General features: G+C 62.4%; 27 protein-coding genes. 5 read left to right on the top strand and 22 right to left on the bottom strand.

The features are described from left to right. Positions 1 to 84 precede the first annotated feature (84 nt). The 3 genes from KBX18_RS11030 to KBX18_RS11020 are packed head-to-tail and all read left to right on the top strand — an operon-like array spanning position 85 to position 2,164. Complete coding sequence (locus tag KBX18_RS11030; protein ID WP_255996170.1) at positions 85 to 606, top strand: hypothetical protein; 522 nt, start codon at positions 85 to 87, stop codon at positions 604 to 606. Between the two features lie 2 nt (positions 607 to 608). Next, positions 609 to 1,358, top strand: a complete 750-nt coding sequence (locus tag KBX18_RS11025) for an ABC transporter permease (RefSeq protein WP_255996169.1) — start codon at positions 609 to 611, stop codon at positions 1,356 to 1,358. 11 nt (positions 1,359 to 1,369) lie between these two features. After that, complete coding sequence (locus tag KBX18_RS11020) at positions 1,370 to 2,164, top strand: spermidine synthase (protein ID WP_255996168.1); 795 nt, start codon at positions 1,370 to 1,372, stop codon at positions 2,162 to 2,164. Positions 2,165 to 2,185: 21 nt separating this feature from the next. Here KBX18_RS11020 and KBX18_RS11015 read toward each other — a convergent pair whose 3' ends face one another. From KBX18_RS11015 to KBX18_RS10985, 7 genes are all read right to left on the bottom strand, one after another. After that, positions 2,186 to 3,241 carry a glycoside hydrolase family 25 protein gene (locus KBX18_RS11015; RefSeq protein ID WP_255996167.1) on the bottom strand — a complete coding sequence of 352 codons (1,056 nt, stop codon included), beginning with the start codon at positions 3,239 to 3,241 and terminating at the stop codon, positions 2,186 to 2,188. 70 nt (positions 3,242 to 3,311) lie between these two features. Next, positions 3,312 to 4,418 (bottom strand): cysteine desulfurase family protein, encoded by a 1,107-nt coding sequence (locus KBX18_RS11010; protein ID WP_255996166.1) that lies wholly within the window; start codon positions 4,416 to 4,418, stop codon positions 3,312 to 3,314. Then, complete coding sequence (locus tag KBX18_RS11005) at positions 4,402 to 5,367, bottom strand: electron transfer flavoprotein subunit alpha/FixB family protein (RefSeq protein WP_370687250.1); 966 nt, start codon at positions 5,365 to 5,367, stop codon at positions 4,402 to 4,404. Before KBX18_RS11005 ends, KBX18_RS11010 begins: the two co-directional genes overlap by 17 nt. 9 nt (positions 5,368 to 5,376) lie before the next feature. Then, the gene (locus KBX18_RS11000; protein WP_005290523.1) at positions 5,377 to 6,150 is read right to left on the bottom strand and encodes an electron transfer flavoprotein subunit beta/FixA family protein; all 774 of its coding nucleotides are present in this window, start codon (positions 6,148 to 6,150) and stop codon (positions 5,377 to 5,379) included. A gap of 10 nt (positions 6,151 to 6,160) precedes the next feature. After that, on the bottom strand, positions 6,161 to 7,357 hold the full coding sequence (locus KBX18_RS10995; protein WP_255996162.1) for an SAM-dependent methyltransferase: 1,197 nt from the start codon (positions 7,355 to 7,357) through the stop codon (positions 6,161 to 6,163). Beyond that, the gene (locus KBX18_RS10990; RefSeq protein WP_255996160.1) at positions 7,347 to 8,174 is read right to left on the bottom strand and encodes an NUDIX hydrolase; all 828 of its coding nucleotides are present in this window, start codon (positions 8,172 to 8,174) and stop codon (positions 7,347 to 7,349) included. Before KBX18_RS10990 ends, KBX18_RS10995 begins: the two co-directional genes overlap by 11 nt. Further along, a complete protein-coding gene (locus KBX18_RS10985) occupies positions 8,174 to 9,031 on the bottom strand; it encodes an ABC transporter ATP-binding protein (RefSeq protein WP_255996159.1) in 858 nt (285 codons plus the stop codon). The genes KBX18_RS10990 and KBX18_RS10985 overlap by 1 nt, the downstream gene beginning before the upstream one ends. Positions 9,032 to 9,095: 64 nt before the next feature. Here KBX18_RS10985 and KBX18_RS10980 point away from each other — a divergent pair, with 64 nt between their 5' ends. Together KBX18_RS10980 and glgB are read left to right on the top strand one after the other, a co-directional pair. Beyond that, a complete protein-coding gene (locus KBX18_RS10980) occupies positions 9,096 to 11,120 on the top strand; it encodes a maltotransferase domain-containing protein (protein WP_255996157.1) in 2,025 nt (674 codons plus the stop codon). 28 nt (positions 11,121 to 11,148) lie between these two features. Then, a complete protein-coding gene (gene glgB / locus KBX18_RS10975; protein WP_255996155.1) occupies positions 11,149 to 13,341 on the top strand; it encodes a 1,4-alpha-glucan branching protein GlgB in 2,193 nt (730 codons plus the stop codon). Between the two features lie 34 nt (positions 13,342 to 13,375). Here the strand turns inward: glgB and KBX18_RS10970 are convergent, their stop codons facing one another. The 15 genes from KBX18_RS10970 to KBX18_RS10900 form a co-directional block, all read right to left on the bottom strand. Next, positions 13,376 to 13,681 carry a thiamine-binding protein gene (locus tag KBX18_RS10970; RefSeq protein ID WP_005290533.1) on the bottom strand — a complete coding sequence of 102 codons (306 nt, stop codon included), beginning with the start codon at positions 13,679 to 13,681 and terminating at the stop codon, positions 13,376 to 13,378. Between the two features lie 23 nt (positions 13,682 to 13,704). Further along, complete coding sequence (locus tag KBX18_RS10965) at positions 13,705 to 13,989, bottom strand: hypothetical protein (protein ID WP_083770313.1); 285 nt, start codon at positions 13,987 to 13,989, stop codon at positions 13,705 to 13,707. Between the two features lie 23 nt (positions 13,990 to 14,012). Beyond that, entirely contained in the window at positions 14,013 to 14,705 is a 693-nt protein-coding gene (nucS, locus tag KBX18_RS10960; RefSeq protein WP_255996151.1) for an endonuclease NucS, read from the bottom strand. A 19-nt stretch (positions 14,706 to 14,724) separates the two neighbouring features. Next, entirely contained in the window at positions 14,725 to 15,183 is a 459-nt protein-coding gene (locus KBX18_RS10955; protein ID WP_255996149.1) for a DUF2550 domain-containing protein, read from the bottom strand. 133 nt (positions 15,184 to 15,316) lie between these two features. Further along, entirely contained in the window at positions 15,317 to 15,679 is a 363-nt protein-coding gene (locus KBX18_RS10950; RefSeq protein WP_255996147.1) for a F0F1 ATP synthase subunit epsilon, read from the bottom strand. A 9-nt stretch (positions 15,680 to 15,688) separates the two neighbouring features. Then, the gene (atpD, locus tag KBX18_RS10945; RefSeq protein ID WP_005290540.1) at positions 15,689 to 17,212 is read right to left on the bottom strand and encodes a F0F1 ATP synthase subunit beta; all 1,524 of its coding nucleotides are present in this window, start codon (positions 17,210 to 17,212) and stop codon (positions 15,689 to 15,691) included. A gap of 3 nt (positions 17,213 to 17,215) precedes the next feature. Continuing rightward, complete coding sequence (locus KBX18_RS10940; RefSeq protein WP_005290542.1) at positions 17,216 to 18,190, bottom strand: F0F1 ATP synthase subunit gamma; 975 nt, start codon at positions 18,188 to 18,190, stop codon at positions 17,216 to 17,218. Positions 18,191 to 18,261: 71 nt separating this feature from the next. Then, a complete protein-coding gene (gene atpA, locus KBX18_RS10935) occupies positions 18,262 to 19,908 on the bottom strand; it encodes a F0F1 ATP synthase subunit alpha (protein ID WP_255996144.1) in 1,647 nt (548 codons plus the stop codon). 41 nt (positions 19,909 to 19,949) lie between these two features. After that, positions 19,950 to 20,792: a F0F1 ATP synthase subunit delta gene (locus KBX18_RS10930; RefSeq protein ID WP_255996142.1), complete on the bottom strand. Its 843-nt coding sequence runs from the start codon at positions 20,790 to 20,792 to the stop codon at positions 19,950 to 19,952. Positions 20,793 to 20,799: 7 nt separating this feature from the next. After that, a complete protein-coding gene (locus tag KBX18_RS10925; protein WP_255996140.1) occupies positions 20,800 to 21,396 on the bottom strand; it encodes a F0F1 ATP synthase subunit B in 597 nt (198 codons plus the stop codon). A 54-nt stretch (positions 21,397 to 21,450) separates the two neighbouring features. Beyond that, complete coding sequence (locus KBX18_RS10920) at positions 21,451 to 21,690, bottom strand: ATP synthase F0 subunit C (protein WP_005290550.1); 240 nt, start codon at positions 21,688 to 21,690, stop codon at positions 21,451 to 21,453. 101 nt (positions 21,691 to 21,791) lie between these two features. Beyond that, positions 21,792 to 22,598 (bottom strand): F0F1 ATP synthase subunit A, encoded by an 807-nt coding sequence (gene atpB, locus KBX18_RS10915; protein ID WP_005290553.1) that lies wholly within the window; start codon positions 22,596 to 22,598, stop codon positions 21,792 to 21,794. Positions 22,599 to 22,933: 335 nt separating this feature from the next. Continuing rightward, positions 22,934 to 23,386 (bottom strand): hypothetical protein, encoded by a 453-nt coding sequence (locus KBX18_RS10910; protein WP_255996137.1) that lies wholly within the window; start codon positions 23,384 to 23,386, stop codon positions 22,934 to 22,936. A 47-nt stretch (positions 23,387 to 23,433) separates the two neighbouring features. Next, positions 23,434 to 24,288, bottom strand: a complete 855-nt coding sequence (locus KBX18_RS10905) for a hypothetical protein (protein WP_005290557.1) — start codon at positions 24,286 to 24,288, stop codon at positions 23,434 to 23,436. Between the two features lie 26 nt (positions 24,289 to 24,314). Beyond that, positions 24,315 to 24,926, bottom strand: a complete 612-nt coding sequence (locus KBX18_RS10900; RefSeq protein WP_255996134.1) for a hypothetical protein — start codon at positions 24,924 to 24,926, stop codon at positions 24,315 to 24,317. Positions 24,927 to 25,008 lie beyond the last annotated feature (82 nt).

Here is a 25,008-nt window from a genome sequence, read left to right as displayed (position 1 = left end):
AGGCATGGAGGTAGATTACCTTTCCCCGACTCAACACAGCCGGACTCAGAGGTGTCTACCAAACAGGGGTCAGGTCCCCGCGCTGTGGATACCGAACACGCGAGTGGAGGGTGGATGCTCAACGCGATGGCTGGTGTGCCAACCGGCTCACTTCTACGCCGCAAACTGCTCGTAACCGCACCGTTGGTCACCGCGTTGAAGACTCTCGAGTTCAGTTTGTCCTTTTCGCTTCCCATTCTGCTTGGGGCCCCGCTGCCTCCTAGACAAGCTGCCCTAGCGTGGTTTGGCTTCTACGCGGCCAGCGTGATCACGAGCATTCTCGTGCTCGCCGTGATGCTGATTCTCTCTGCCGTGACCGAATCCCAAGTCGGAGTGCTAGCGCTCGGAGTCGTCGGAGGTTTCCTCGGGGTTGGCGCGATGTTGTCTCCGCCGTGGCTCGCAGCGATGAACCCATTCGGATACTTCGCGGTTACGACTCCCTACCGTTTCTCAGATTCGGGCATCTCCGCCACTGATCCAAGCTGGATGGCGTGGCTCGCGTACTTAACACTGATCACTGTCGGTTTCTTGGCGTTAACCTGCCGACTCAATAGAAAGGAAGTCTAGCCATGCAGTTGTACCTCAACGACATGCTTAAACTGCACCGCTCCTACATATGGACGGTCGTTTTAGGCGTGCCTTTCATTGCTGTCGCATTCGGAGCCGGCAACTACGCAGCCAACTTAGAGACTCTTGACCAAGGGTGGGACAGCTACTGGTCCCAAGCACTGCTGTTCTACGGAATGTTATTTATGAGCATGGGCATCGCCATTCTCACGGCGGCGGTGTGGCGGGTTGAGCATCGGGGCGGTAACTGGGCACCGTTGCTTACTTCACCGCGCTCTTACGCAGCTCTGATCACCTCTAAACTCGCTACCATCATGACGTTGACGATACTTATGCAGCTCGTTTTCTTGGTTCTAAGTATCGGAGCGGGCTGGTTGACGGGGCTTTCAGGGCCGCCGCCAGCAAGCCTGGTCGGGGCCGCGTTGTTCTCGCTCATACCAGCCGTCGCTGTCGCGTCATGGCAGTCGTTGCTATCGATGACAATCCGCAGCTTTGCAGTGCCAATCGCCATCGGGCTCGTCGCGAGCATAGTCGCATTCGGAGTTCTCTCCTCCGGTGCACCGGGTATGCAATTCGTCGTGCCCCAAGCTCTGCTCACGGACACAATGTGGCTGGAAAGCACAGCCGTCGTGTACGCAGGAGCGCTTGAAGTCGGCAGAATCCTGAAAGTACTCCTTGCTTCGATCGTTCTCGCGAGCATCGCCTGGGCGGGCGCGACCACGTATCTGCGCAGAACTGATGCGCGCCTGTAGTCTCGACCTTCATGGCGCACGACAGCGAATTCCATGAGATCGACACCGGCGTCGCCGAGATCATTCACGAGCCGGACGGGTCGATGCTGCTCATGGTCAACGGGGTGCCCAGCTCGCATATAGTCCCCGGCGAGCCGGAGCGTCTCGATTTCGAGTACATGCGGTGGATCGCCGCGGCAGTGGAGACCCGGACTTGGGAGAAGCCGCGGCTGACGCACCTGGGCGGCGGGGGCTGCACGCTTGCCCGTTACTTCGCGCACGTGTGGCCGCATTCGCGCAACACGGTCGTGGAATGGGACATGGACTTGGCGGTGCTAGCCCGGGCAAAGTTCGACATCCCGCGCAAACCCGCAGTGAAAATCCGTGTCGGTGACGCACGCGAAGAGACCGACGGTTTCGTCGACGCCAGCCGCGACGTGATCATCCGCGACGTGTTCGAGTCCGCGACCACACCGCGCAGCTTGACGACGGTCGAGTTCTACCAGGCCTGCTCACGTTCCCTCTCCGCGGACGGCCTGTACGTGGCTAACTGCGGCTCCCACGGCGACCTGAAGGAAGCACGCGAAGAGCTGGCGGGAATGGCGGAGGTCTTTGAGCACCTGGCCGTGATCGCGGATCCGCCGATGCTCAAGGGGCGGAGATACGGAAACATCGTGCTGCTCGGCTCAACGGTGGAGATAGAAGAAACCCCCGAACTGACCAAACGGTTGCTCGGGGGTGCCGTTCCGGCCCACTTCAAAGATGACTCGTGGGCGAGGAACCTCGCGTCTTCTGGTGTCGTTCGCCGAGACCCGCCTCTGACCTAGAGCTCTGCCGCGCGCGGGCCTTTACTTGTTGGCGTTGTCCAGCAGGATGAGCAGGTCGCCGACGGAGTATTCGCTGTCGAGCATCATCTTGTTCAGGTCCTCGACCGGCAGCTCGCCGTTTTCGAGCTGGATGCGGGCGGTGTCGGCGATGTTGCGGGCATCCTGCGGGTCGAAGCCGAAGGTCTTGGCTGCCTCTTCCACCTGCTGGGTGTCCACAATGCCGGCAGTCAACCCCCGGATCGCGGCGACGAGTGCGGTGTTGTCCTTCTCCAAGACCTCCAGTGAGTCCGAAATTTCGCTTTCTATCTCCGTGTCCTGGAACTGCTCGAGCACGCCGCCAGTCGCGTCCAGTTCGCCGGCACTGAAGCGGGCGAACTGGCCCTGGTTGCCATTGAACAGGTTGGTGTCCACCGGGGTGTTGATGCCGGAGATGCGGCCGTTGTCGGACCGCTGCCAGATGTCCACCTTGTCCCAGCCGCCGACAGGCCGCGGTGCCTTGTTCTGCCAGGCCGCCAGCCACAGCGGGTAGTTGGAGAACTCGTCGGTGTCCCCCATCTTCTCCTCCCAGAAGTAGCGGTAGGTGTAGATGATCGGGGTGCGGCCGGTCTCACTCTCCACGATCTCCATAAAGGTGCGGGTCCAGTCTTGGAGTTCTTCCGGACTCAGATCCTCATCGACCTCAAGGTCCAGCACCGGCGGCAGCGCGGTCTGCGGGCCGGTGTTGACCACGTTGGAGAAGTGGTGTGCCTGCGCAGACGCATCACGGGCCGGGCGGGCAAAGTGGTACGCGCCGACGGCCAGGCCGTTATCCGCTGCTTCTTGAGCGAACTTGTGGAAGGACTTGTCAGTGAAGTCGGTTCCTTCAGTCGCCTTCACGAAGGCGAAGCGTTGATTGTCACCCTTGACGGAGTCCCAATCGATAGGTGTTTCTCCCCCGGTGTTCTGGTGGTTGGAGACATCCACGCCGTTGACGAAGTTGGCGTCGGTGTTGGCGTTGACCGGGCCGGCCACGAGTGCTGTGGCAAACAGGGCAACAGCACCGAAAAGGGCAGCAGGACGCAAGGATCGAGTCATCATAGGCGTAACGGTAAACCACAAACGTCACAAGATTCACATGCGACACGCAAATTTACCTGTGATCCATGAATTAAAACGTGGCGCGCTCAATGACCTCCGGGAGAGCAGCCACCACAGCGTCTACATCCTCTCGCGTTGTCGTCCGCCCAAGCGTGAACCGCAACGCGCCGTCCGATCCCACACCCATCGCTTCGAGCACATGGCTGGGCTGGTTCACCCCGCTGTTGCAGGCGGAACCGGTGGAGGCTTCGATGCCGAGGCCGTCGAGAAGCATGATCATCGCATCGCCGTTCGCACCGGGGAACGTGAAGTGGGCGTGCCCTGGAAGGGCGGGCTCGGTCGTCGTCACGCGTGCGGTGCTTATCTCTGCCGTGACGCCGCTGATCAGTCGGTCTCGCAGTGAACTGACTCGCGCGCGTTCACTGTCCATCTCCCCGACGGCTTCTTTCAGCGCCGCCGCGGTAGCGATGGCAGATGCTGCGTCGACGGTGCCGGGGCGGATCCCGCGTTCCTGTCCCCCGCCGTGGATGACCGGTTCGAGCTTCGGGCTGCGGCGGGCAAGCAGAAGACCCACGCCACGTGGCCCGCCGAATTTGTGGGCGGATGCCGCTAGCGTGCTGAATTGGTGCGCGTGAAAGTCGACGGGTATATGCCCTACGACTTGCACCGCGTCGACGTGCACAGGAGTGCCGGCGGCCGCGGCACACGCCGCGATGTCCTCTACAGGCTGGATTGCCCCGGTCTCGTTGTTCGCCCACATGCACGTCGCCAGGGCGGCGGGCTGATCGAGAATCTCGGTCGGCTCGACGTGACCGGAGACGCTTACCGGGAGTAGCTCGACCTCAGCGCCCGGCAGCTTTTCGACGGCTTCCCGCACCGCCGGATGCTCAATCCCCGTCGAGATGACGCGGTGGGACGGGCTGGCGTGGAACAACCCCTGAACGGCCAGGTTGTCTGCTTCCGTGCCGGATCCGGTGAAGATGACCTCGATCGGGTCAGCGCCGAGCAGCGCCGCGATAGTCTCCCGAGCCTCGGACAGGACAGCGTTCGCTGCGCGGCCGGAACCGTATTGCGAAGCCGGATTGAGTAGGTGGGCGTGCTCCGCCCAGGCGTCCACCGCCACCTGACGGATGGGCGTGGTGGCGGCGTGGTCGAAGTACCTAACGGCGGTTCTCAAGGGCCTTGATGAGCTCGGGAACGAAATCCTCGATGTCGGCGACGACACCGATGTCCGCAATGGCGAAGATCGGCTCGTCGCGCTCCTGGTTCACAGCCACGATCGTTCCGGAAGTCTGCATACCGGAGGTGTGCTGGATCGCACCGGAGATGCCCAGGGCGATGTACAGGTCCGGGGACACAGTCGCACCGGTCTGGCCGATCTGCGTTTCGGGGGCGGCCCAGCCTAGGTCGACGATGTCGCGGGTGGAGCCGGTGGCGGCGCCGAGCACGTCGGCCAGCTTTTCCACGTAATCGCTGTAACCCTCCTCCGAGCCGACACCGCGGCCGCCGGAGACAACGGTCGACGCGGCGGTGAGCTCCGGGCGGTCAGCGCGGGCCTTCGGGGTGAAGCCCTTCACGGTCACATCGCGGTCGGTCTTGGCGGGCAACGGCATCGAGGCGAGCTCGCCTGCAGCCTCCTGGGGCTGGGCTTTCACGGAGCCAGGGCGCAGAGTGAAGATCGGGGTCTCTCCCCCGGCCACGGCAGTGGTGGTGTAGCTGCCGCCGAAAATCTCGTGGTGGCCCGCTTTGTTCGCCTCGATACCGGTGACATTGGCCAGCACACCGGCGCCAAGTCGCGCGCCGAGACGGCCGGCAATCTCGTTGCCGCTCACTGTCGCCGCGATGACGATCGGCGCGGGGTTGGCGGCACCCAGGGCCTGCAGCGCGTCAACCTCTGGGGTAATCAAGCGCTCCTCGTAATCCTCCGTGGATGCATCGATGACCTGGGCGGCACCGAGGCGAGCGAGTTCTGGCGCAAGGTGCTCGGCGACGCCAGGTTTGCCAACGACCACGACGGACACGACCCCCAGGTCGCGGGCGGCGGTGATCAGCTCGCCGGTGATGGGACTGAGTTCACGGCCCGCTTCCGAGCCGGCGTGTTCTGCAAGTACGTACACGTGCATGATGTGGGCTCCTTAGATCAGGTTGCGGGCGGCCAGGTGCTCAACCACCTGAGCTGCGATGTCGTCGGCAGGGCCTTCCAGCAGCTCACCGGCAGTGCGCGGCGGCACCTCGGTCGCGCTGGTGACGGCGGTAGCGGACGGAACAGCCTCCAGGCCGATGTCGGCGGCGCTGTAGCGAGTGATCTCGTGCTTCTTGGCAGCCTTCATTCCCTTGAAGTTGGGGAAGCGCGGCTTGTCGGACTGCTCAGTGACGGCCACCACTGCCGGAAGCGCTGCTGCGACCTCCCAGGTTCCGCGCTCGTCATCGCGGGTGCCGTGGATCTGTTGTGCCTCGATGCGCAGGTTGTACGCCTGCGTCAGCGCCGGCACCTGGCGGTACTCGGCGAGCATGCCGGGCAGCACACCGGTGGAGCCGTCGGAGGACTGGTTGCCCATGATCACCAGTGAGAGATCCTCGATGGTGCTGAGCAGACTGTTCAGGGCCCATGCAGTGGCGATGGCGTCGGAGCCGGCCAAGGAGTCGTCGATAAGCGAAATGGCGTCATCTGCGCCCATTGCGATCGCTTTGCGCAATGCTTCTTCGCAGCCCTCCGGCCCCATCGTGACGGCAATGACCTTGTAACCATCGTTTTCGTCGCGCAGGCGCAGGGCAGCCTCGACGGCGTATTCGCTGATCTCGTCGAGCACGTTGTCGGCGCTGGAGCGGTCGAGCGTGTTGTCGGCCGCGAGGGTCTTTGTCGACCACGTGTCGGGCACGTTTTTCACTAGAACGGCAATAGTGGACATGGGTGCGAGCCTAGCGCACCCGCGCACGACATAGATATGCAGTGGCCGTGTCGCCGATGCGCGCGATGACCACCGCCATCGGTGTGCTGCCTTTGAGTTTCATTTTGTTGCGCAGCTGGTCAGGGTCAACATCGACACCACGCACGAGAATCTCCAGTGCACCCGCATCATGAGCCTGCAGGGCCGGTTTCAGCTTCTTCAGCGGCACTTCCTCGATGAATGGAAATCCGGAGTGGTGCTCCGGAACCGCGTCGCCCGTGAGGAACGCGATGTGCGGATCGAGCATCGCCAGATCGTGCTTGGCCGCCCAGTGGCGCACCAGGCCAGCGCGGATGACGGCACCGTCGGGCTCGATAATGAAGCGCCGCGGCGTATCGACGTCCACAGCCTCCCCGGCCCCATCCGTGATCCGTTCGGTGAACCCCGGCTGGATCACCACTGCTTCCCGTTTCGCGGGGTCAAGGCCGGGAGTGTAGAGACAGGCTTCCTTCACGGCCCCGTTCTCGCTGACGATACTGACCAGGCCGGGCCACTGCGAATAATCGATGCCGGGTGCGCACTTGATGGCCATCTCGGCGTAGGGATAGGCCTCAAGCAGGTCCGGCAGCGGCGGGATGAGCTTAGCTGGATTGGTGATCCGGCGGCCGTCCTTGCGGCGGGCGGGGTCAGCGACAATGACGCGTCCTGGACCAGAGCCGCTGCACATCCGGCGCGTCGGGCCCGCACTGCTCGCAGGAGTGGTGACGGGATGCAGCGCATCTGCCACAGCCACACGCGGCCCCACGTTGTGGCGTGCCATGAGCACGCGCGAGAAGTCGATGTCTGTGCCCAGCCAATCCATGCCCTGCGCTGTGACTGCGGGGGCTTCGGTGCCGATGGAACACGTCACGTCGTGCACCAACGAGGCCCCGGCGCGGGCGATGCGTTCGGCGCGCACCTGGGCGACAGTGTGCGGGGTGGCCTGCTGAGCCGCATTCGTATCGGTCAGCCAGGATGCTGCGTTGGCTGCGGCGGGGAGCTTTGAGGCGAGCGCGCGCTGGGCGGTCACCAGTTCCATGACGGCGCGGGAGTGCTCGCCGAAGACAGGCTGGAGCCTCTGGCGGTCAGCAAGGACGGACTTCTTTGTCAGCTCCAACTCCCCCGCTGCGTCGGCGATCGCGTCGAGCCGGCTGGCGAGGAAGCGGACCTCCTCGGGGTTAAAGCTCAAATTTCTTGCCCATCCGGTTGACCGGGTGGGACTCGAACAGCTCCCGGTAGCGGGGAATGTCGACGGGGTCGCCGACAACCGCTTCGATCTCTTTGCCCTTGACGTTGTCCATGATTTCGTCGACGGAGGCGAATTCGGAGATGTCGTACAGCTGCGCCCACGTTGACGGTGCGAATCGGACAAGGCCTTGGCGCCACCCGTCGATGAGCAAGCTCGGCGGGAACCAGTTCGCATCACTTGCCTCACCTGTGGCTACGTCAGGCTCTTGACCGTGCGGAAGCTCGGCGACGAAGGTGAATGTGTCGAACCACGTGCCTTTCTCGCTCTTGCCCACCCAACGGCCGGAAGGTTTGAGCAAAGTCGCATCGACATCCAGGCCGGTTTCTTCCAGCACTTCTGTGAAGGAGAGTTCGTGGCTTTCCAACCGCTTGCGGATTTGGTGGAAGGGGCGGGCGTCTTGGAGGAGTTTGTCGTTGTCGTCGACAAGCAACAGCGTGCCTGTTTCCTCGAAAAGCTCACGCACAGCGGCGAACATGAGCGCATGGGCTTGGCGCGGCTTGACGTCGAGCTGCTTGGCCAAGTCGTGCACGCTACGGCCGGACCAGAGTTCTTTCGCGTCCTCCTTGTCGGCCGGGAAGTCGCGGATATCCACTCCACCGCCGGGAAAGACCGTCATACCAGGGTAATTGCGCATCGTGAGAACGCGCTCTTGCATCCAGACCTCTAAGCCCGCAATGCCGTCGCGCACGAGGATCACTGTGGCCGCCAAACGGCCGTAGTTGATCCCCTTCATGTCCTCCTCGTTGCGTGAGCCCATTATGCCCTCCGGTGCGCTCCAGCACGGCGGGTCCTGCGGGCGAAGAAACGGCCGTCTTCCTTCGTCAACGTGATCGGTTGGTGGTAGGCCTTCGTCAGGTTCTCACTGGTGAGAACCTCATCGACCAGCCCTTGTGCAACGACATCGCCTTCGCTGAGCAGCATCGCGTGGGTGAAGCCGTAGGGAATCTCCTCGACGTGGTGGGTGATCATCACGATCGCCGGGGCATCAGGGTCGAGCGCGAGATCACCCAAATACGCCACAAGATCCTCGCGGCCACCAAGGTCAAGTCCCGCTCCCGGCTCATCCATGATGAGCAACTCGGGGTTGACCATGATCGCGCGCGCAATGAGGACACGCTTCTTTTCACCGTCCGACAGTGTGCCCCAGCGGCGGCCCAGCAGGTGGAACGCGCCCACGTGGTCGAGGGAGTCGTGGACCTGCTCATAGTCCACCTCGCCGTACTCCTCGCGCCAGCGGCCCACAACGGCGTAACCGCCGGAGAGCACGAGATCTTCCACCAGCTCGTCGGCGGGAACACGATCACCCAGCTCAGAGGTGGTCATTCCGATCACGGCGCGCAGATCGCGCATGTCCGTTCTGCCCAGCTGCTCCCCCAGCACGAAGGCGGTGCCTGAGGACGGATGCTCCTGGGCTGCCGCCATCCGGATCAACGACGTCTTTCCCGCGCCGTTGGGCCCGATGACGACCCACCGTTCATCCAGCTCAACTTTCCAGTCCACGGGCCCTACCAACACGTTGCCGCCGCGGCGGAAATCCACTCCGCGGAAGTCGATGAGCAGGTCTGGATCCGTCTGGGGTTCCTCTGGTCGATTCTGGGCAGTTTGATCAGTCACGCCCCCTATTGTGGCGTATTTTCCTGCCCGGTGGTGTGACCCTGACTTCGCTAGTGTGGGAGCCATGGCTATCGGACGCTTGGGTATCGACGATGTGAGGCCCCGCACCACCGACGGGGCACTACCGACGAAGGCAGTTGTTGGGGAGGTCGTGCCGATCTCCGCGCTGGTGTGGCGCGAGGGACACGACGCTATCGCGGCGACAGTGGTGATCACTGCCCCGGACGGTTCGTCCCGCTCCGTGCTTATGACACCGGAGGAAAACCGCCCCGACTACTGCCACGCGGTGTTCACTCCAGACATGGAAGGCCTGTGGCGCTTCCGGGTTGAGGCTTGGTCTGATCCGGTGGCAACGTGGCGCAACGCAGTGACCAAGAAGTCCGCAGCAGGCCAGTCCGCCGAAGAGATGTCGAACGACCTCATTCACGGCGTTGAGCTTTTCGAGCGTGCAGCGGCCGAGGGCGATTCCTCCCGGCGCGAATTGCTCACCGCTGCCGCCACAGCCTTGTCGTCCGATGCACCGTTGCGTGAGCGTCTTGCCCCGGCGCTTGCCGACGATGTTGCCCAGTCCCTCCACTCCCGCCCCGTCCGCGACCTGATCACCCAGGGCCCGGAGTGCGAAATCCTCGTCGAGCGCAGCAAGGCCCTGTTCAGCTCTTGGTACGAGCTCTTCCCCCGCTCCACCGGCGGGTGGGATGAACAAGGCCGCCCCGTCCACGGCACTTTCGCCACTACTGCGGAGGCTCTGCCGCGTGTCGCCGCGATGGGCTTTGACACCGTCTACTTCCCGCCGATCCACCCCATCGGCGAAGTCAACCGTAAGGGCCCGAACAACACTCTGGTGGCTGAGGACGGCGATGTGGGCTCCCCGTGGGCGATCGGTTCCGTATTGGGCGGCCACGACGCGGTCCACCCGGAGCTGGGTACGACCGAGGATCTGCGGGCGCTGTTGGACCGGGCTGAAGAGTTGGGCTTGGAAGTCGCGCTCGACTTCGCTCTCCAGGCCGCGCCCGACCACCCGTGGGCCAAGGAGCACCCTGACTTCTTCACCGTGCTGGCGGACGGCACCATCGCGTTTGCCGAGAACCCGCCCAAGAAGTACCAGGACATCTACCCCATCAACTTCGACAACGCCTCTGATGTCATCTACGAAGAGATCTACCGCGCGTTGATGACGTGGGTGGACCTGGGCATCACCACCTTCCGCGTGGACAACCCGCACACGAAACCGGTTGACTTCTGGCACTGGTTGATCGCCAAAGTCCACGAGACACACCCTGAGGTGATCTTCCTGGCCGAGGCGTTCACCCGCCCGCCGCGCCTGCTCGGCCTGGCCAAGGCTGGGTTCTCGCAGTCCTACACCTACTTCCCGTGGAAGACCACGAAAAAGGAGCTGACGGGCTTCGCACAAGACTGTGTGCGCTTCGCCGACATCTCTCGCCCGTCCTTCTGGGTGAACACCCCGGACATTCTCCAGGCCTTCATCCAGACCGGGAACCGGGCGGCATTTGCTATTCGTGCCACCCTGGCATCGACCTTGAGCCCGCTGTGGGGCATGTACTCCGGTTTCGAGCTGTACGAGCACGAGCCGGTCGCCCCGGGCAGCGAGGAGTACCTGGACTCCGAGAAGTACCAGCTCCGCCCGCGCGACTTCGCTGGTGCTGAGCAGCGCGGGGATTCGCTCACCCCGTACATCACGTTGCTCAACCAGATCCGCAAGGACCACCCTGCCCTGCAGCAGTTGCGCAACCTGCACTTCCACACCGCAGACAACGACCAAGTCATTGCGTACTCCAAATTCGATGCAGCCACCGGCGACTGCATCCTCGTCGTGGTCAACCTCGATCCGACCTACGCACAGGAATGCAACGTGACGCTGAACATGGAAGCCCTCGGCTTGGCCCCCAGCGCCACCTTCCCGGTGCACGACCTCGTCTCCGGCGCCGACTACGAATGGACCATGCGCAACTACGTGCGCTTGAGCCCGATGGACAATGTCGCCCACATCTTCAGGCTCCCGCTTATCGACGCATCCCTGCGCGAGCGCCTCGCCTTCCGCGATCTCGCAGACGCTGACTACCGCCCCTAACGCTTTAGATAACCCGCAAAGGAACACCATGACCTCCCCTGACCCCCAGCTGCTCATCCCCGAGGCAGACCGTCAGCGCCTGATCGAGTGCAAGCACCACGCTCCCCACGACTTCTACGGCTGGCACTCAACACCATCCGGCTCCGTGATCCGTGCCCGCGTGCTCGGCGCGACCGCAGTGGACGTGCTCATCCACAACCAAGGCCTGCCCATGACCCCCATCGGGGACGACATCTGGGTACGCGGGCTCGAAGATGACCTGGCACCGGATTACCGCCTGCAGATCACCTACCCGGAGGGCGACCCGGTGATCACAGCGGACCCGTACCACTTCCTGCCCACGCTGACTTCGTTCGACCTGCACCTTCTCGGTGAGGGCCGCCACGAGCGCCTGTGGGAAGTCCTCGGTGCAAACCAGCACACTTACCACACCCCCATGGGCGATGTTTCCGGTACCTCGTTCGCTGTATGGGCCCCGAACGCACAGGGCGTTGCCGTCGTCGGTGACTTCTGCAACTGGAACCCGAACCAGTACCCGATGCGCACCCTGGGCTCGACGGGCGTGTGGGAGATCTTCATTCCGGACCTCGCGCCGGGCACCCAGTACAAGTTCACTGTCCAGGGTGTGGATGGTGTCGCACGCGACAAGGCCGACCCGCTGGCCAAGCAGACAATGACCCCGCCGGAGACGGTGTCGGTCATCGCCGGCGAGAGCACCTACGAGTGGCGCGATCACGAGTGGATGGCGGCCCGTCCGGGCATTGACGCTACGAACGCCCCGATGAGCGTCTACGAGTGCCACGTCGGCTCCTGGCGCGTCGGTTACGGCTACCGCGAGCTGGCCAAGGAGCTTGTCCCCTACTTGGTCGAGAACGGTTTCACCCATGTGGAGTTCCTGCCTGTCGCCGAGCACCCCTTCGGTGGATCCTGGGGGTACCAGGTCACCGGCTACTACGCACCGACCGCGCGCTGGGGCACCCCGGATGACTTCCGCTATCTCGTAGACACCCTCCACCAGGCCGGCATCGGCGTGATCGTTGACTGGGTGCCCGCGCACTTCCCGAAGGACGATTGGGCCCTGGGTCGTTTCGACGGTACCGCCCTCTACGAGCACCCGGACTGGCGCCGCGGCGAGCAGAAAGACTGGGGCACCTACGTCTTCGACTTCGGCCGCAACGAGGTGCGCAACTTCCTCGTGGCCAACGCTCTGTACTGGTTCGAGGAGTTCCACCTCGACGGCATGCGTGTCGATGCGGTGGCATCGATGCTGTACCTGGACTACTCCCGCGAGCCGGGCGAGTGGCTGCCCAATGAGTTCGGCGGCCGCGAGAACCTCGACGCAGTTCAGTTCCTCCAGGAGTTCAACGCCACCGTGCACCGTTCCCACCCCGGTGTGCTCACCATCGCCGAAGAGTCCACTGCGTGGCCGGGTGTCACGGCGCAGACCTCTGCCGACGGCCTGGGTTTCTCCCTGAAGTGGAACATGGGTTGGATGAATGACACCCTCGAGTACTTCTCCCTCGACCCGATACACCGCTCCTTCCACCACAACGAGGTCACGTTCTCCCTCGTCTATGCCTTCTCCGAGAGCTACGTGCTCCCCTTCTCCCACGACGAGGTGGTCCATGGAAAGGGATCCCTGTGGGAGCGCATGCCGGGTGATGAGTGGAACAAGGCCGCCGGTGTGCGCACCCTGTTCGGCTACATGTTCTCCCACCCGGGCAAGCAGCTGATGTTCATGGGCTGCGAGTTCGGCCAGCAGACCGAATGGGCTGAAGCCGGCTCCGTCAACTGGGACAACTTGCAAGACTGGGGCGCCGAATACCACGAGGGCATCCGCACACTCGTCCGCGACCTCAACCACCTGTACAAGGACACCCCGGCACTGTTCAGCCAGGACAATACCCCCATGGGTTTCCAGTGGATCAAGGGCGACGACGCAGAGCACAACGTCCTGGCCTACATCCGCTGGGGCGTGGACTCTGTGCCGGTGCTGGCCGTGGTCAACCTGTCCGGCGCCCCGCAGACGGATTACCGCCTTGGTCTACCCCGCGCTGGCGAGTGGGAACTCATCCTCAATACCGACGACGCGAAGTACAAGGGTGCTGGTAATGAGCTGCCGGACACTGTCGCCACCGAGGACCGTGAATGGGACACCTTCGAGCAGTCCGCAACCTTCCACATCCCGGCTATGAGCGTGCAGTACTACACGCTGCGGTAAGCGCGGGTGAGGTAAGCAGGGCGAGGGACGTGAGTTAACCCTCGCCCAAATGCTTTTCGACGCTTGCCACCTTGCCCTCAATCTGCCCCGTGTACCCAGGGCGGATGTCGGCCTTGATCACCAGCGACACGCGCGGAGACACTTCCTGCACGGCTTCAGTGGCGCGTTTGACCACGTCCATCACCTCGTCCCACTCTCCTTCGACGAGCGTGAACATCGCGTTCGTCTCATTAGGCAGACCCGAATCGCGCACGATTTTCACCGCGCGTGAGACTGCCTCAGACATCGCGGCAGTGTTGTCGGGAGTTTCGGTCGGGGCAACGGAGAACGCGAGAATCATGGCCCTAAGCTTAGCGGGATCGCTTATCTACGCTCCCAGCAATGGCGGTGCCAATGCCTCCGGTCATCCCCTTGCCTGCCGGTGTCGCGCGGCCATGCGACGATATGCGCCACCCCGGGCGGAATGTTCTGATTGCAGCGGGGGCACACGTAGAACTTCGTCGCCGAAGCAGATCCGATCTGGCGCACCAAGTAGATGTCCCCGTGCGGGCCTTCTTCCTCCCGCGTGCCCCAATAGGTGCCGCCGTCGCGAGGGAGGCTGCGGCCCGGCATGTACGCTCCCCTGTCGCGCCGATTTCTCCGTGGCATGGGCTGCTTCCTACCTCGCGGTCCTAGAACAGGCGCAGTTCGTTGGATTCGATGCCGCGCAGTTCGTCATAGTCGAGCGTGACGCACCGAATGCCGCGATCCTCGGCGAGTGTCTTCGCTTGCGGCTTGATCTCTTGCGCGGCGAACACGCCCTTGACCGGACCGACGAGGCTGTCGCGGCCGAGCATGTCCAAATAGCGGCTGAGCTGCTCGACGCCGTCGATGCCGCCGCGGCGCTTGACCTCAACGGCGACTGCCACACCCTCGCCGTCGCGGGCCATGATGTCCACCGGACCGAGCGGGGTTGGGTACTCGCGGCGGACCAGGGTGAAACCGTCGCCCAGTGTAGTGATGTGCTCTGCCAAAAGCTCCTGGAGATGCGCCTCCACGCCGTCCTTGACCAACCCCGGATCGGTGCCCAAGTCGTAGGACAAGTCCTCATGGATCTCTTCGAGAGTCACGCGCAGCTGCTCGCCCTTCGGGTTCTCCACCACCCACAACTGGGCCCCCGTGTCTTCGCCGTCGACGTCGAGAATCGGCTCTTCGCTGATCGTGCACGGCGGAGTCATCCAGTTCAGCGGCTTGTATGCGCGGTCGTCAGCGTGCACAGACAATGACCCGTCAGCTTTGATCATGATCAACCGGTCCGCCAAGGGCAAGTGGGCGTCAAGGCGACCGACGTAATCCACCGAGCAACGAGCAATAACAAGACGCATGCGTTCCAGCCTAGCGGGCTTAGGTCTGCGCCTTGAAAGCGCGGTTGCGCAGGTGCTCGATATCAGCACGCACATGGCGTTTATCCGGGGCAGACTCCAGCCATGAGATCAGCGCCATCGACGCATGGCACTCCGTGGCGAACTCGTAGTCGTTGCCATCCGCAGAAAAAAGAACAACCACCTCGACCCCGGGCATGAAATCCCGCTCGGTCTCAGTGGCTTTTCTGCGCCCGGTAATGGAAATGTCGTTGCGCGTGAGTACCTCATCCGCCCCGAAAGACAGAGAGCGCAGCTTGTAGAAGCGCATGTGGTCGCCGGAGTACGTGATCACGCCGTGGCGCCAACCGTGCGTCCCCTGCGCCGGTAGCACCCGGATCAGCGCCTGAGTGCCGTTGTTGCGCACCGTCAGAAACCGCCACACCGCCGCGCAGACGGCGATGACCGCCACCACGATAAGGAGGTACCCGACGATCTTCATAAAGAGCCAGTGTAACCGCCAGATTGTTCACAGTGAATAGACGAAAGTTTGACCACCCCCGCACGCAAAGGGTGAACCCCCGTCCAGACTGGCCTGGACGGGGGTTCAACCCGATAAATCGCGAGTGCGCGTACTACGCGCTGCCAATGCGGCGAAGAGCAGCCTGCTCAGAATCGTGGCGTGCCTTCTGGGCCGGATCCTCGTCGTCGAACTGCTCGTTGCTGTCCACCTCAGAGGCGAACTTCGCGGAGTCAGCCAAGACGGTGACCTTGTTTCCCACCACGGAAACGAACCCGCCCTGCACAGCGGCGACGACTTTGTCGCCGTCGGTCGGGCTGATGGTCACAACACCATCTTCTTTGAGCTGGCCAAGGAAAGGCTCGTGGCCGGGCATGAAGCCGATCTCACCATCGGTGGTCTGGACGGTGACAATGGATGCCTCGCCGGACCACAGCATGCGATCAACGGAGACCAGTTCTGCGGTGATTTCAGCCATGAGCTTCTCCTACTTCTCTTGCAGCTTCTTGTACTGAGCTTCGACGTCCTCGAGGCCACCAAGGTTGTTGAAGGCCTGCTCCGGGTAGTGGTCGAACTCGCCCTCAGCCAGCTTGTCAAAGGCCTCGATGGTCTCCTCGAGCGGGACGTACGAGCCCTCGTCGCCGGTGAACTTCTTCGCAACGAAGAAGTTCTGGCCGAGGAAGCGCTGGATCTTACGAGCGCGCATAACGGTGATCTTGTCCTCTTCGGACAGCTCGTCCATACCGAGGATGGCGATGATGTCCTGCAGCTCCTTGTTCTTCTGCAGGATGTTGATCACCTTCTGAGCGACACCGTAGTGGCGCTCGCCGACAATACCCGGCTCCAGGATGCGGGAGGTCGAGGTCAGCGGGTCCACAGCCGGGTAAATACCCTTCGAGGCGATGGAACGCGACAGCTCGGTCGTCGCATCCAGGTGGGCGAAGGTCGTCGCCGGGGCCGGGTCGGTGTAGTCATCCGCAGGAACGTAAACGGCCTGCAGGGACGTAATCGAACGGCCCTTGGTGGAGGTAATGCGCTCCTGGAGGACACCCATCTCGTCGGCAAGCGTCGGCTGGTAGCCCACAGCGGACGGCATGCGGCCGAGCAGCGTGGACACCTCAGAACCTGCCTGGGTGAAACGGAAGATGTTGTCGATGAACAGCAGCACGTCCTGGTTCTGCACATCGCGGAAGTACTCCGCCATGGTCAGGCCGGACAGGGCCACGCGCATACGAACCCCCGGCGGCTCATCCATCTGGCCGAAGACAAGGGCGGTATCCGGAAGGACGCCCATGTCCTCCATTTCCAGGAAGAGGTCCGTACCCTCACGGGTGCGCTCGCCGACACCGGCGAATACCGACGTACCCGAGAACTCGCGAGCGATACGGGTAATCATCTCCTGGATCAGAACGGTCTTACCCACACCGGCACCGCCGAACAGGCCGATCTTTCCGCCCTTGACGTACGGGGTGAGCAGGTCGATGACCTTAATACCGGTCTCCAGGATCTCGGTCTTACCCTCAAGGTCCTTGAACTCCGGCGGCTCACGGTGGATACCCCAACGATCGCCGTCCTTGCCCACAGAAGGATCATCCAAGCACTCGCCGAGCGCGTTGAAGACGTGGCCCTTAACCTGGTCACCAACCGGAACCGAAATCGGGTTACCGGAGTCGCGGACCTGCGCGCCACGGACGAGGCCATCGGTCGGAGCCATGGCGATCGTGCGGACAAGGCCGTCGTTGAGGAACTGTGCCACCTCGAGTATGACAGTCTTAGCCACTGCATCGAGCTCAATGTCGACCTCGAGTGCGTTGTAGAGTTCAGGCAGCTCGCCGCGCGGGAACTCCACGTCGACGACTGCACCGATGACGCGGACGACGCGGCCGTTATCCGAACCAGCCGGCTTGCGCTCATCAGCGGAAGCCTGGTTGGCGGCACCGGAGGCTGCGACGTTGTCCTCAGCCCCGGTCGGCTCGTCGTTACGCTCATCGTGAGATAGAGCTGTAGTCATGATTTAGTCACTTTCTCCGCTACCGGACAACGCTCCAGCGCCGCCGATAATCTCGGTGATTTCCTGAGTAATTTTTGCCTGACGCAACTGGTTAGCTTCACGGGACAGCCCGTTAGCCAACTCCGTCGCGTTGTCCGTCGCATTCTTCATCGCGGTACGGCGCGATGCAGACTCCGCCGCCGATGCCTCCAGGAAGATCGAGTAGAGCGTCCTGGACACGTACGCCGGGAGAAGGCTCTCCATGAGCGTCTCAGCGTCCGGCTCGAACTCCATGTCCGGCATGGTCTCGCCTGACGTGGTGAACAAGTCCTCTTGCTCGAACTCGACGTCCTCGAAGACGGGCTCGATGGGCAGCAGCTGGTGAGCCGTTGCCTCTTGCGACAGCATGGAGACGAACTTGGTGTAAACCACGTGGACCTGGTCGAAGCCTCGAATGGCCTGGCCTTCCGGCGCGCGGATGCCCTCGCGCCACTTGACCTCACCTTCCGAGGTGGCTTCAAAACCGCCGACCATGTGGTGGCGCACGTCGTGCGTACCCTCCCACGTCGGGTCCTGGGACCAACCAGTCCACTCCCCCGCGATCTCCTGATCACGGAAGTCGTAGTGGGTCACACCCTTGCCGCCGGTGACGTAGCGGACAACCTCGTAGCCGGCGTCGCGGAGCATGCGCTCCAGCTCGCCAGCCTTCTTGAGCACGTTGTGGTTGTAACCGCCGGCCATACCGCGGTCAGAGGTGACCACCAGCATTGCGGCGACCTTGGCGTTTTCGCGCTGGCGAAGCATCGGGTGGTCCAGGTTGGTCGCAGCGACAAGCCGCTCCATGACATCCTGCATCTCGTTGGCGTACGGCTGAGCCGCCTCCACGCGACGCTGGGCCTTGGTAATGCGCGATGTTGCGATCAGTTCCTGAGCCTTGGTGATCTTCTTTGTCGAGTTGACCGACTTGATGCGGTCACGCAGTTCGCGAAGTGTTGCCATAGTGTGTGCTCCTCCTCTCTCTTAAGTCGTGTTTCTCTAGGTTCTTTAGCCCAGAACAGCGCGAGTCTGAACTAATCCTTTTTCTGCGACTTGCGAGAGACGTTGAGCTGCTGCTTCGAGATGTCGCTCTCGTCCATAGCATCAGCCTCCGGCTCGCGCACGACACGCTCGCCGTCGGAGGTCTGGAAGTTCTGGGCGAAGCTCTCGTTGACGCGGGCCAGGGTCCCCTTCGACTCGTCGGACAGGGCTGCGCCGCCGTCGACCTGCTCGTAGACCTCAGGGGCCTCAGCGCGGATCGTCTCGTGCAGCTCTGCCTCATAACGGCGGACATCTTCGACGGGAACGGAGTCGAATGCGCCCTCGTTAGCGAGGTGGATGGAGATGATCTGGAACTCGACCGGCTGGGGGGAGTTCTCCGGCTGCTTCAGCAGCTCGACGAGGCGCTGGCCGCGCTCGAGCTGGCGCTTGGAAGCGTCATCCAGGTCGGACGCGAACGCTGCGAAAGACTCGAGGTCGCGGTATGCGGCCAAGTCCAGACGGAGGTTACCCGCGACCTTCTTCATGCCCTTGGTCTGTGCGGCACCACCGACACGGGAGACGGAAATACCGACGTCAATGGCCGGGCGGACACCCTGGTTGAACAGGTCGGACTGCAGGAAGCACTGACCGTCCGTAATCGAGATGACGTTGGTCGGAATGAAGGCACCGACATCGTTCGCCTTGGTCTCGATGATCGGAAGGGCCGTCAGAGAGCCGGCGCCGAGCTCGTCGTTAAGCTTGGCAGCGCGCTCCAGCAGACGGGAGTGCAGGTAGAAGACGTCACCCGGGTATGCCTCGCGGCCCGGCGGGCGGCGCAGCAGCAGCGAGATGGCGCGGTAGGCCTCAGCCTGCTTGGTCAGGTCATCGTAGACCACCAGAACGTGGCTGCCCTGGTACATCCAGTGCTGGCCCAGAGCAGCACCGGCGAACGGTGCCAGCCACTTGAAGCCTGCGGAGTCGGATGCCGGAGCGGCAACGATGGTGGTGTACTCGAGTGCGCCGTGCTCCTCGAGGGTGCGGCGCACACCAGCAATGGTCGAGCCCTTCTGGCCGATGGCAACGTAGATGCAGCGGACCTGCTTCGTCTTATCACCGGTCTCCCAGTAGGCCTTCTGGTTGAGGATGGTGTCGATGCAGACCGCGGTCTTACCGGTCTTACGGTCACCAATGATCAGCTGGCGCTGGCCGCGGCCGATCGGCGTCATGGCGTCAATCGCCTTGATGCCGGTCTGCATCGGCTCCTCAACCGGCTGACGGTCGAGCACGCCTGCTGCCTGAAGCTCGAGCACACGCTCTTCGTCAGCCTCAATCGGACCCAGGCCGTCAATCGGCTGGCCCAGGGGGTTGATCACGCGGCCGAGGAATGCCTCCCCGACCGGGATGGACAGGACCTCACCGGTCCTGGAAACTTTGTCGCCTTCGTAGATCGTCTCGAAGTCACCCAGGACCACCACGCCGACGGTGTCGGTGTCGAGGTTCTGTGCGACGCCGATGACGCCGTTGGAGAACTCAAGCAGCTCGTTGGTCATGCAGCTCGGCAGCCCGGAAACCTGGGCAATACCATCTGCAGCCGACGTCACCACGCCGACCTCCTCACGGGAGGCCTCCGCGGAGTAGCTCGAGGTGTAGTTCGCTATCGCGCTACGGATCTCATCGGAGGAGATCGTCAGCTCCGCCATAATCTTTCCTGCTCTCGGTAGATTCTTCCAGCAATTTCGTTTTAGTAAGCCGTGTTGGCTGCCATGTCGGCACGCATGCGCTCAAGTTTTCCGCGCGTGGAGCCGTCAATGAGTTCATCGCCAACGCGGATGGTCACACCACCGAGGAGGCTGGGGTCAACCTCAGTGTGAATGGCCATCTCGCGGCCGTAAATCTGTCCAAGCTTTTCTGCCAGTGCCTCGCGCTGAGAATCAGTCAGCTCAGTTGCAGCGGTCACTGCCGCAAACTCCCGACCTGTCAGTTCGGCCGACGCGCGGGCGATGCCTGCGATGTCGTCGACCGGATTGTCCTCTGGGCGGCCGACCACCTGCAGCGCCAACGCTTCGGTGTACATAGACACCTTGCCGTAGAGCACGCTGGCCAAAAGCTGACGCTTCTGGTCCGTGGTGGCGGTGCGGTCAGACAGCAGCTGGGTGAGTTCGCTCTCGCGCTCAAAGAGACGAGACAGCTGGAAGAGCTCGGATTCGACCTCGCCCAACTTGTTCTCGCTCTCTGCGCCGCGCAGGAGTGCCCTGCGGCCCAAGTGCACGAGTCCCTCACGGAATTCGCGCGGGGCGGACCACTCGCGTGCGCTTGCCTCGCGCAGCACCTCAAGCGTTGCTTCAGCGACCTTGCCGCTGAAGATCTCGCTCATGATGCCAACACGCTGCTCTTCGGCGAGCGAAGAGTCAGCCACGGCGATGCGCAGCGCACGGTTCTTGTCCAGCTGGTCCACAACAAGGAACAGCTCGGTGCCCACCTGGGCTGCGACGGATACGGACTCGCCTGCGTCGGCTTTGTCGCGGATGATCGCGTCCAGTTTCTCTGCGACGGCCGACTGTGCTTCGCGGCTAGCTGCTCTCATCGACGCCTCACTTTCCTGATGCCGAGCGTGCGGACACGGTGTCCAGCTGGCTCAAGAAACTGTCGATGGTGTTGGAACGGCGGGTGGAATCCGACAGTTCCTCGCCGAGGAGCTCCTCTGCGAGGTTGATGGAGTTCTGGCCGATCTCGTTGCGCAGCTCAGCAATGACCTGCTCACGGGAGGCCATCAGCTGCTTCTCACCAGCTTCGACAATGCGACGGGACTCAGCCTCAGCGTTGGCGCGTGCCTGTGCTTCGATTTCCTTGCCCTTTTCGCGGGCAGCTTCGCGGATCTCGTTAGCTTCGGCGCGTGCCTGTGCCAGCTGAGCGTTGTTCTTCTCCAGAGCAGCCTTTGCCTGTGCCTGAGCGGACTCAGCCCGCTCGATACCGCCCTTGATCCTGTCTTCGCGCTCAGCCAGAACTTCCTGGAACTTCGGCAGAACGAATTTCCAGAAGAGGATGAAGACGACAATGAAGACGACGAGGGACCAGACGATGTCGTACGGCGCGGGGAGCAGAATGCTCGGAGAAGCACCAGCGGGATCTCCCTCGAGGTTCAGCTTCTCGCCGCCCTCAGCCGCAAGTAGGTGAATGACGTTCGTCATTGGTTACTCCTGATCTAAAAGGTCTTACAAACTTCTTTTGTGCGAAGTGTTCTTTTAGAACAGGAAGCCGGCGACCAGGCCGATCAGGGCCAGTGCCTCGACGAAGGCGATACCCAGGAACATCGTGGTGCGCAGCTGGCCAGCCATCTCCGGCTGACGTGCCATGCCCTCGACGGTCTTGCCGACGAGGATGCCGATGCCGAGGCCCGGGCCGATGGTGGCAATGCCGTAGCCGATGGTGCCGAGACCGGTCACGGTCTGCTCGTTTGCCTGGGCGAGGATGATGTCGTTCATGGAAAGTCGTTCCCTTTCTTGATGTCCGGCCCGTTGCTGGCCCGGACGGTGACGAAATGTGTGGGGTTATTCAGTTGGCCTGTCAGTCAGTTCGCGCCTGACTAGTGCGAATCTGCGTGCAGCGACAGCTCGATGTACACCGCGACCAGAAGGGCGAAGATGTACGCCTGCAGGAAGATGATGATCAGCTCGTACAGGGTGAACAACAGCGCTGCGATCACAGTCAGACCACTCACTGCCGTCCATGCGTTGAGCTGCCAGAAGAAGAAGTTCGTGGCGGAGTACAACAGGACGAGAATGATGTGGCCCGCAAGGAAGTTCGCCATGAGACGAAGAGCCAGCGTGACCGGACGCAGAATGAACGTCGAGAAGAACTCGATCGGCACCACCAGAAGGTGAAGAGCCGGCGGCAAGTTCGGAATCACAAGGGAGTGCTTCACGTACTTGCCAAAGCCGTGGCGGGCGGCACCCGCGTAGATCATGGCGATGTATCCCACCAGCGCCAGCACAATCGGCATGCCAATGCGAGAGTTCGGCGAGATGTTCAACCCCGGAATGATCGTGGCTACGTTCATGAATAGGACCGTGAAGAAGATGGTGGCGATAACCGGCAGGAACCGCTTCCCCTCCTTCTTGCCCAAGATGTCTTCGGCGATTTGCACGCGGACGAAGTCCACGGCGATCTCACCAAGGTTTTGCAGGCCCGACGGAACCAATTTGGGGTTCCGGAAGGCGACAGCAAAAAGGACCACAAGCACGAGCGCCATCAGAAGACGGACGATCATGATGCGGTCCAGCGCGAACCAACCACCGAGGAAGTTTTCCCCGATGATGTGTAGGCCCTCATTGTATGTTTGCCCCGGGAAAAATTCTGGGCCAAGTTCAGGCGCGTGGAAGCTACCCTTCATGGCCAAAGTTGTAACGCTCAGCGTTCTCTCCCGTTCTCGGGCCGCGAACCTGTCGGGATTCGCGGTGCGATGGACGTCTTGAAGTTCTGCCTACCGCGGCGGACTCCGTCGCACATCAGCTACCGCGGGACAGGGGTGAGACCCGCGATTAGCCTATCAGCAGGACCCCCAAAACGTGCATGTTGGGGGGAGGTAGTCTTCGCCGATTTACCTGCTGGCTCACAGCCGTCACATTATGGCAGGTGTAGGCGATTTTCATGCGCCTGTTACCTCAGTCACAGACGGAGCACAGGGGGCAGAACAGCTCCCCCGCGCGCTTGTCGACGCCCCGTGCGTCACCCCACATACGTCACGTTCGTAGTCATCACGCCCCATACTTCGGTGGCGAGAACGACAATGAGCGCGAGGATGACAGTCACACCGAGCGCAGCCGTGTCATAGAAGTCCATGGTGCGCAGCCACATGAGCGCCAGGATCAAGACGATGAGCTTGACCAACCAGCTGCCCAGGACGACCGCCATGGTTGTTGAGGGGGATGTACCCGACGTCGCCAGAACTGACGCGACGGTCAATAGGACGAACCCGCCGCCGATCGCCGCACCGATGAGCACGCCCCAAATGCCCGGCAGGTCCCGGATGCTCCCCCAGATCGCCAAAGAGATGATGGTCATCGCAATGAGCGCCCATCCGCCTGCTTTGAAAGCACGGATGAGCGGGCGGCGGTGGTCCTGGAACTCAGAAGTATCGTTCACGGCGTGGCCGGATGTTCGGGCGTCGGAAGTGTTCACGGACCCTGATACTACAGAAGGCCCAGTTGCTTCTCGACGCTCCGCTGCTAACGCCAGATAATCGGCTCCACGGTATTACCGGCATCGGCAACACCGGGAAGACCGTAGTCAAACGGGTACATCAACGTCGCCGGCCGCGCTGCATCTTTGCCGCCCAGTTCGACGGCGGCTACAGCAGCGCGCGCGTATGGGTAGTTCATAACCAAACCAGCTTGGGCCACCGGCACCCGCGATGCCGGGGGGATGCCGCAAGCGTCGTCCGCACCGCCGACAAGTCGCATTGTCGTTTCGCCTTCGGTGGTGCCGGGCAACAGTTCCGGGGGCACTACAGCCGCCCCGCTGATGTCACCCACTCCGGGGACGACATCATCGCGACCAGAAGCCTTGGCGACCGCGCCGAGGTACGCAATGTCGTAGGCGAAGCACACGTACTCCTTGTTGCCTTCGGCGGCCGTGGCCGGGGCCAGTGCGACCTGCTCAGGGGCAAGGTCAATTCCCTGGTACGGGGTCACGGACCAGACCAGCAGACGGCCTTCAGCATCAGCGCTCGCAACAATCGCGGGCTCACCGAAGGGCAATTCTGTCCCCGGTGGAGTCAGTCTCGTTTCCACACCGTTCGGGTAAAGAACCTCGGGGATCTTTGGCGCGGGCTCGTTCGACTGCTCAGCGCTGTCGCTCAACTCACCCTCGTTGTCGACGGGGCTTTCCTCAGATTGAGCTTCTCCGCTCTTGCTACCGATGGGCTTCAGCGATTCTTTTCCGTCCCGCGCGGTCATGGGCTCTGGGTGTGCCCCGCTGCTACAGGCGGCAGCACTTAGCCCCACCCCGACGGCGGTGATCACCGAGAGGATAGCTCGTTGCGCCACGTGTCGTACGCGGCCCATTTCTTTAGTTTTCTTCATGTCACGGGTACCTCAATGTTGAAGGTTTATTCTCTAGGGTCGCTTTGCTCCGCATCTGTTGGGGTGTGGGTGTTCTCACCTGCAGCAGCCGGCGCCGCGGTGGAGCGGTCTTCGCTGACTGGCGCATTCTTCGGCACCAGTCGCTTACTCACGCCCTTGCACGTCTTAGAGATGATGCGCTCCAAGGGCCCCTGGCCGAATGCAAGATGCCAGAAGCTGGCGAAGATGAGGAAGAATATTACTTGGCCCAGGAACCATTCCGTCCGGTAGGCCTTGATCGAGTCGGTGAAGTAGGCGAATGAGACCAGGTGGGTGACATAAATGGTCAGCGTCATCGATCCAGCCGCGATCAGCGGGAACAGCACGTGGCGCAGTGCCTGCGAGATAACCAACGTGAGCCCGAGGAACAGCACCGCGAAGCCGAGTGATTTCACCAGCGAGAAAGGCGTGTTCGTGTGCGGGCCGTCAATGGCTAGCCACCATAACGTGTCGGTAGGAAGATGCTTCGAGGGACCGTAATCGATCGTGTCGATGATGTCTTCCGCGTCATAACCGTCGGTGTAGTAGTAGAGCGCCTCAAAGCCGCCAAGGTAGTCGATGAGAAACCACGACGTGATCGAACCAATGGCGATGAGCACAAGGCCCCGGACCTGACCCCTGTTTGGTAGACACCTCTGAGTCCGGCTGTGTTGAGTCGGGGAAAGGTAATCTACCTCCATG

It is taken from the genome of Corynebacterium sp. CCUG 69979, assembly GCF_024454095.1.
Classification (GTDB): Bacteria; Actinomycetota; Actinomycetes; order Mycobacteriales; family Mycobacteriaceae; genus Corynebacterium; species Corynebacterium genitalium.
The sequence above is the reverse complement of the archived record's forward strand: the minus strand, read 5'-3'. Positions and strand labels throughout refer to the sequence as shown.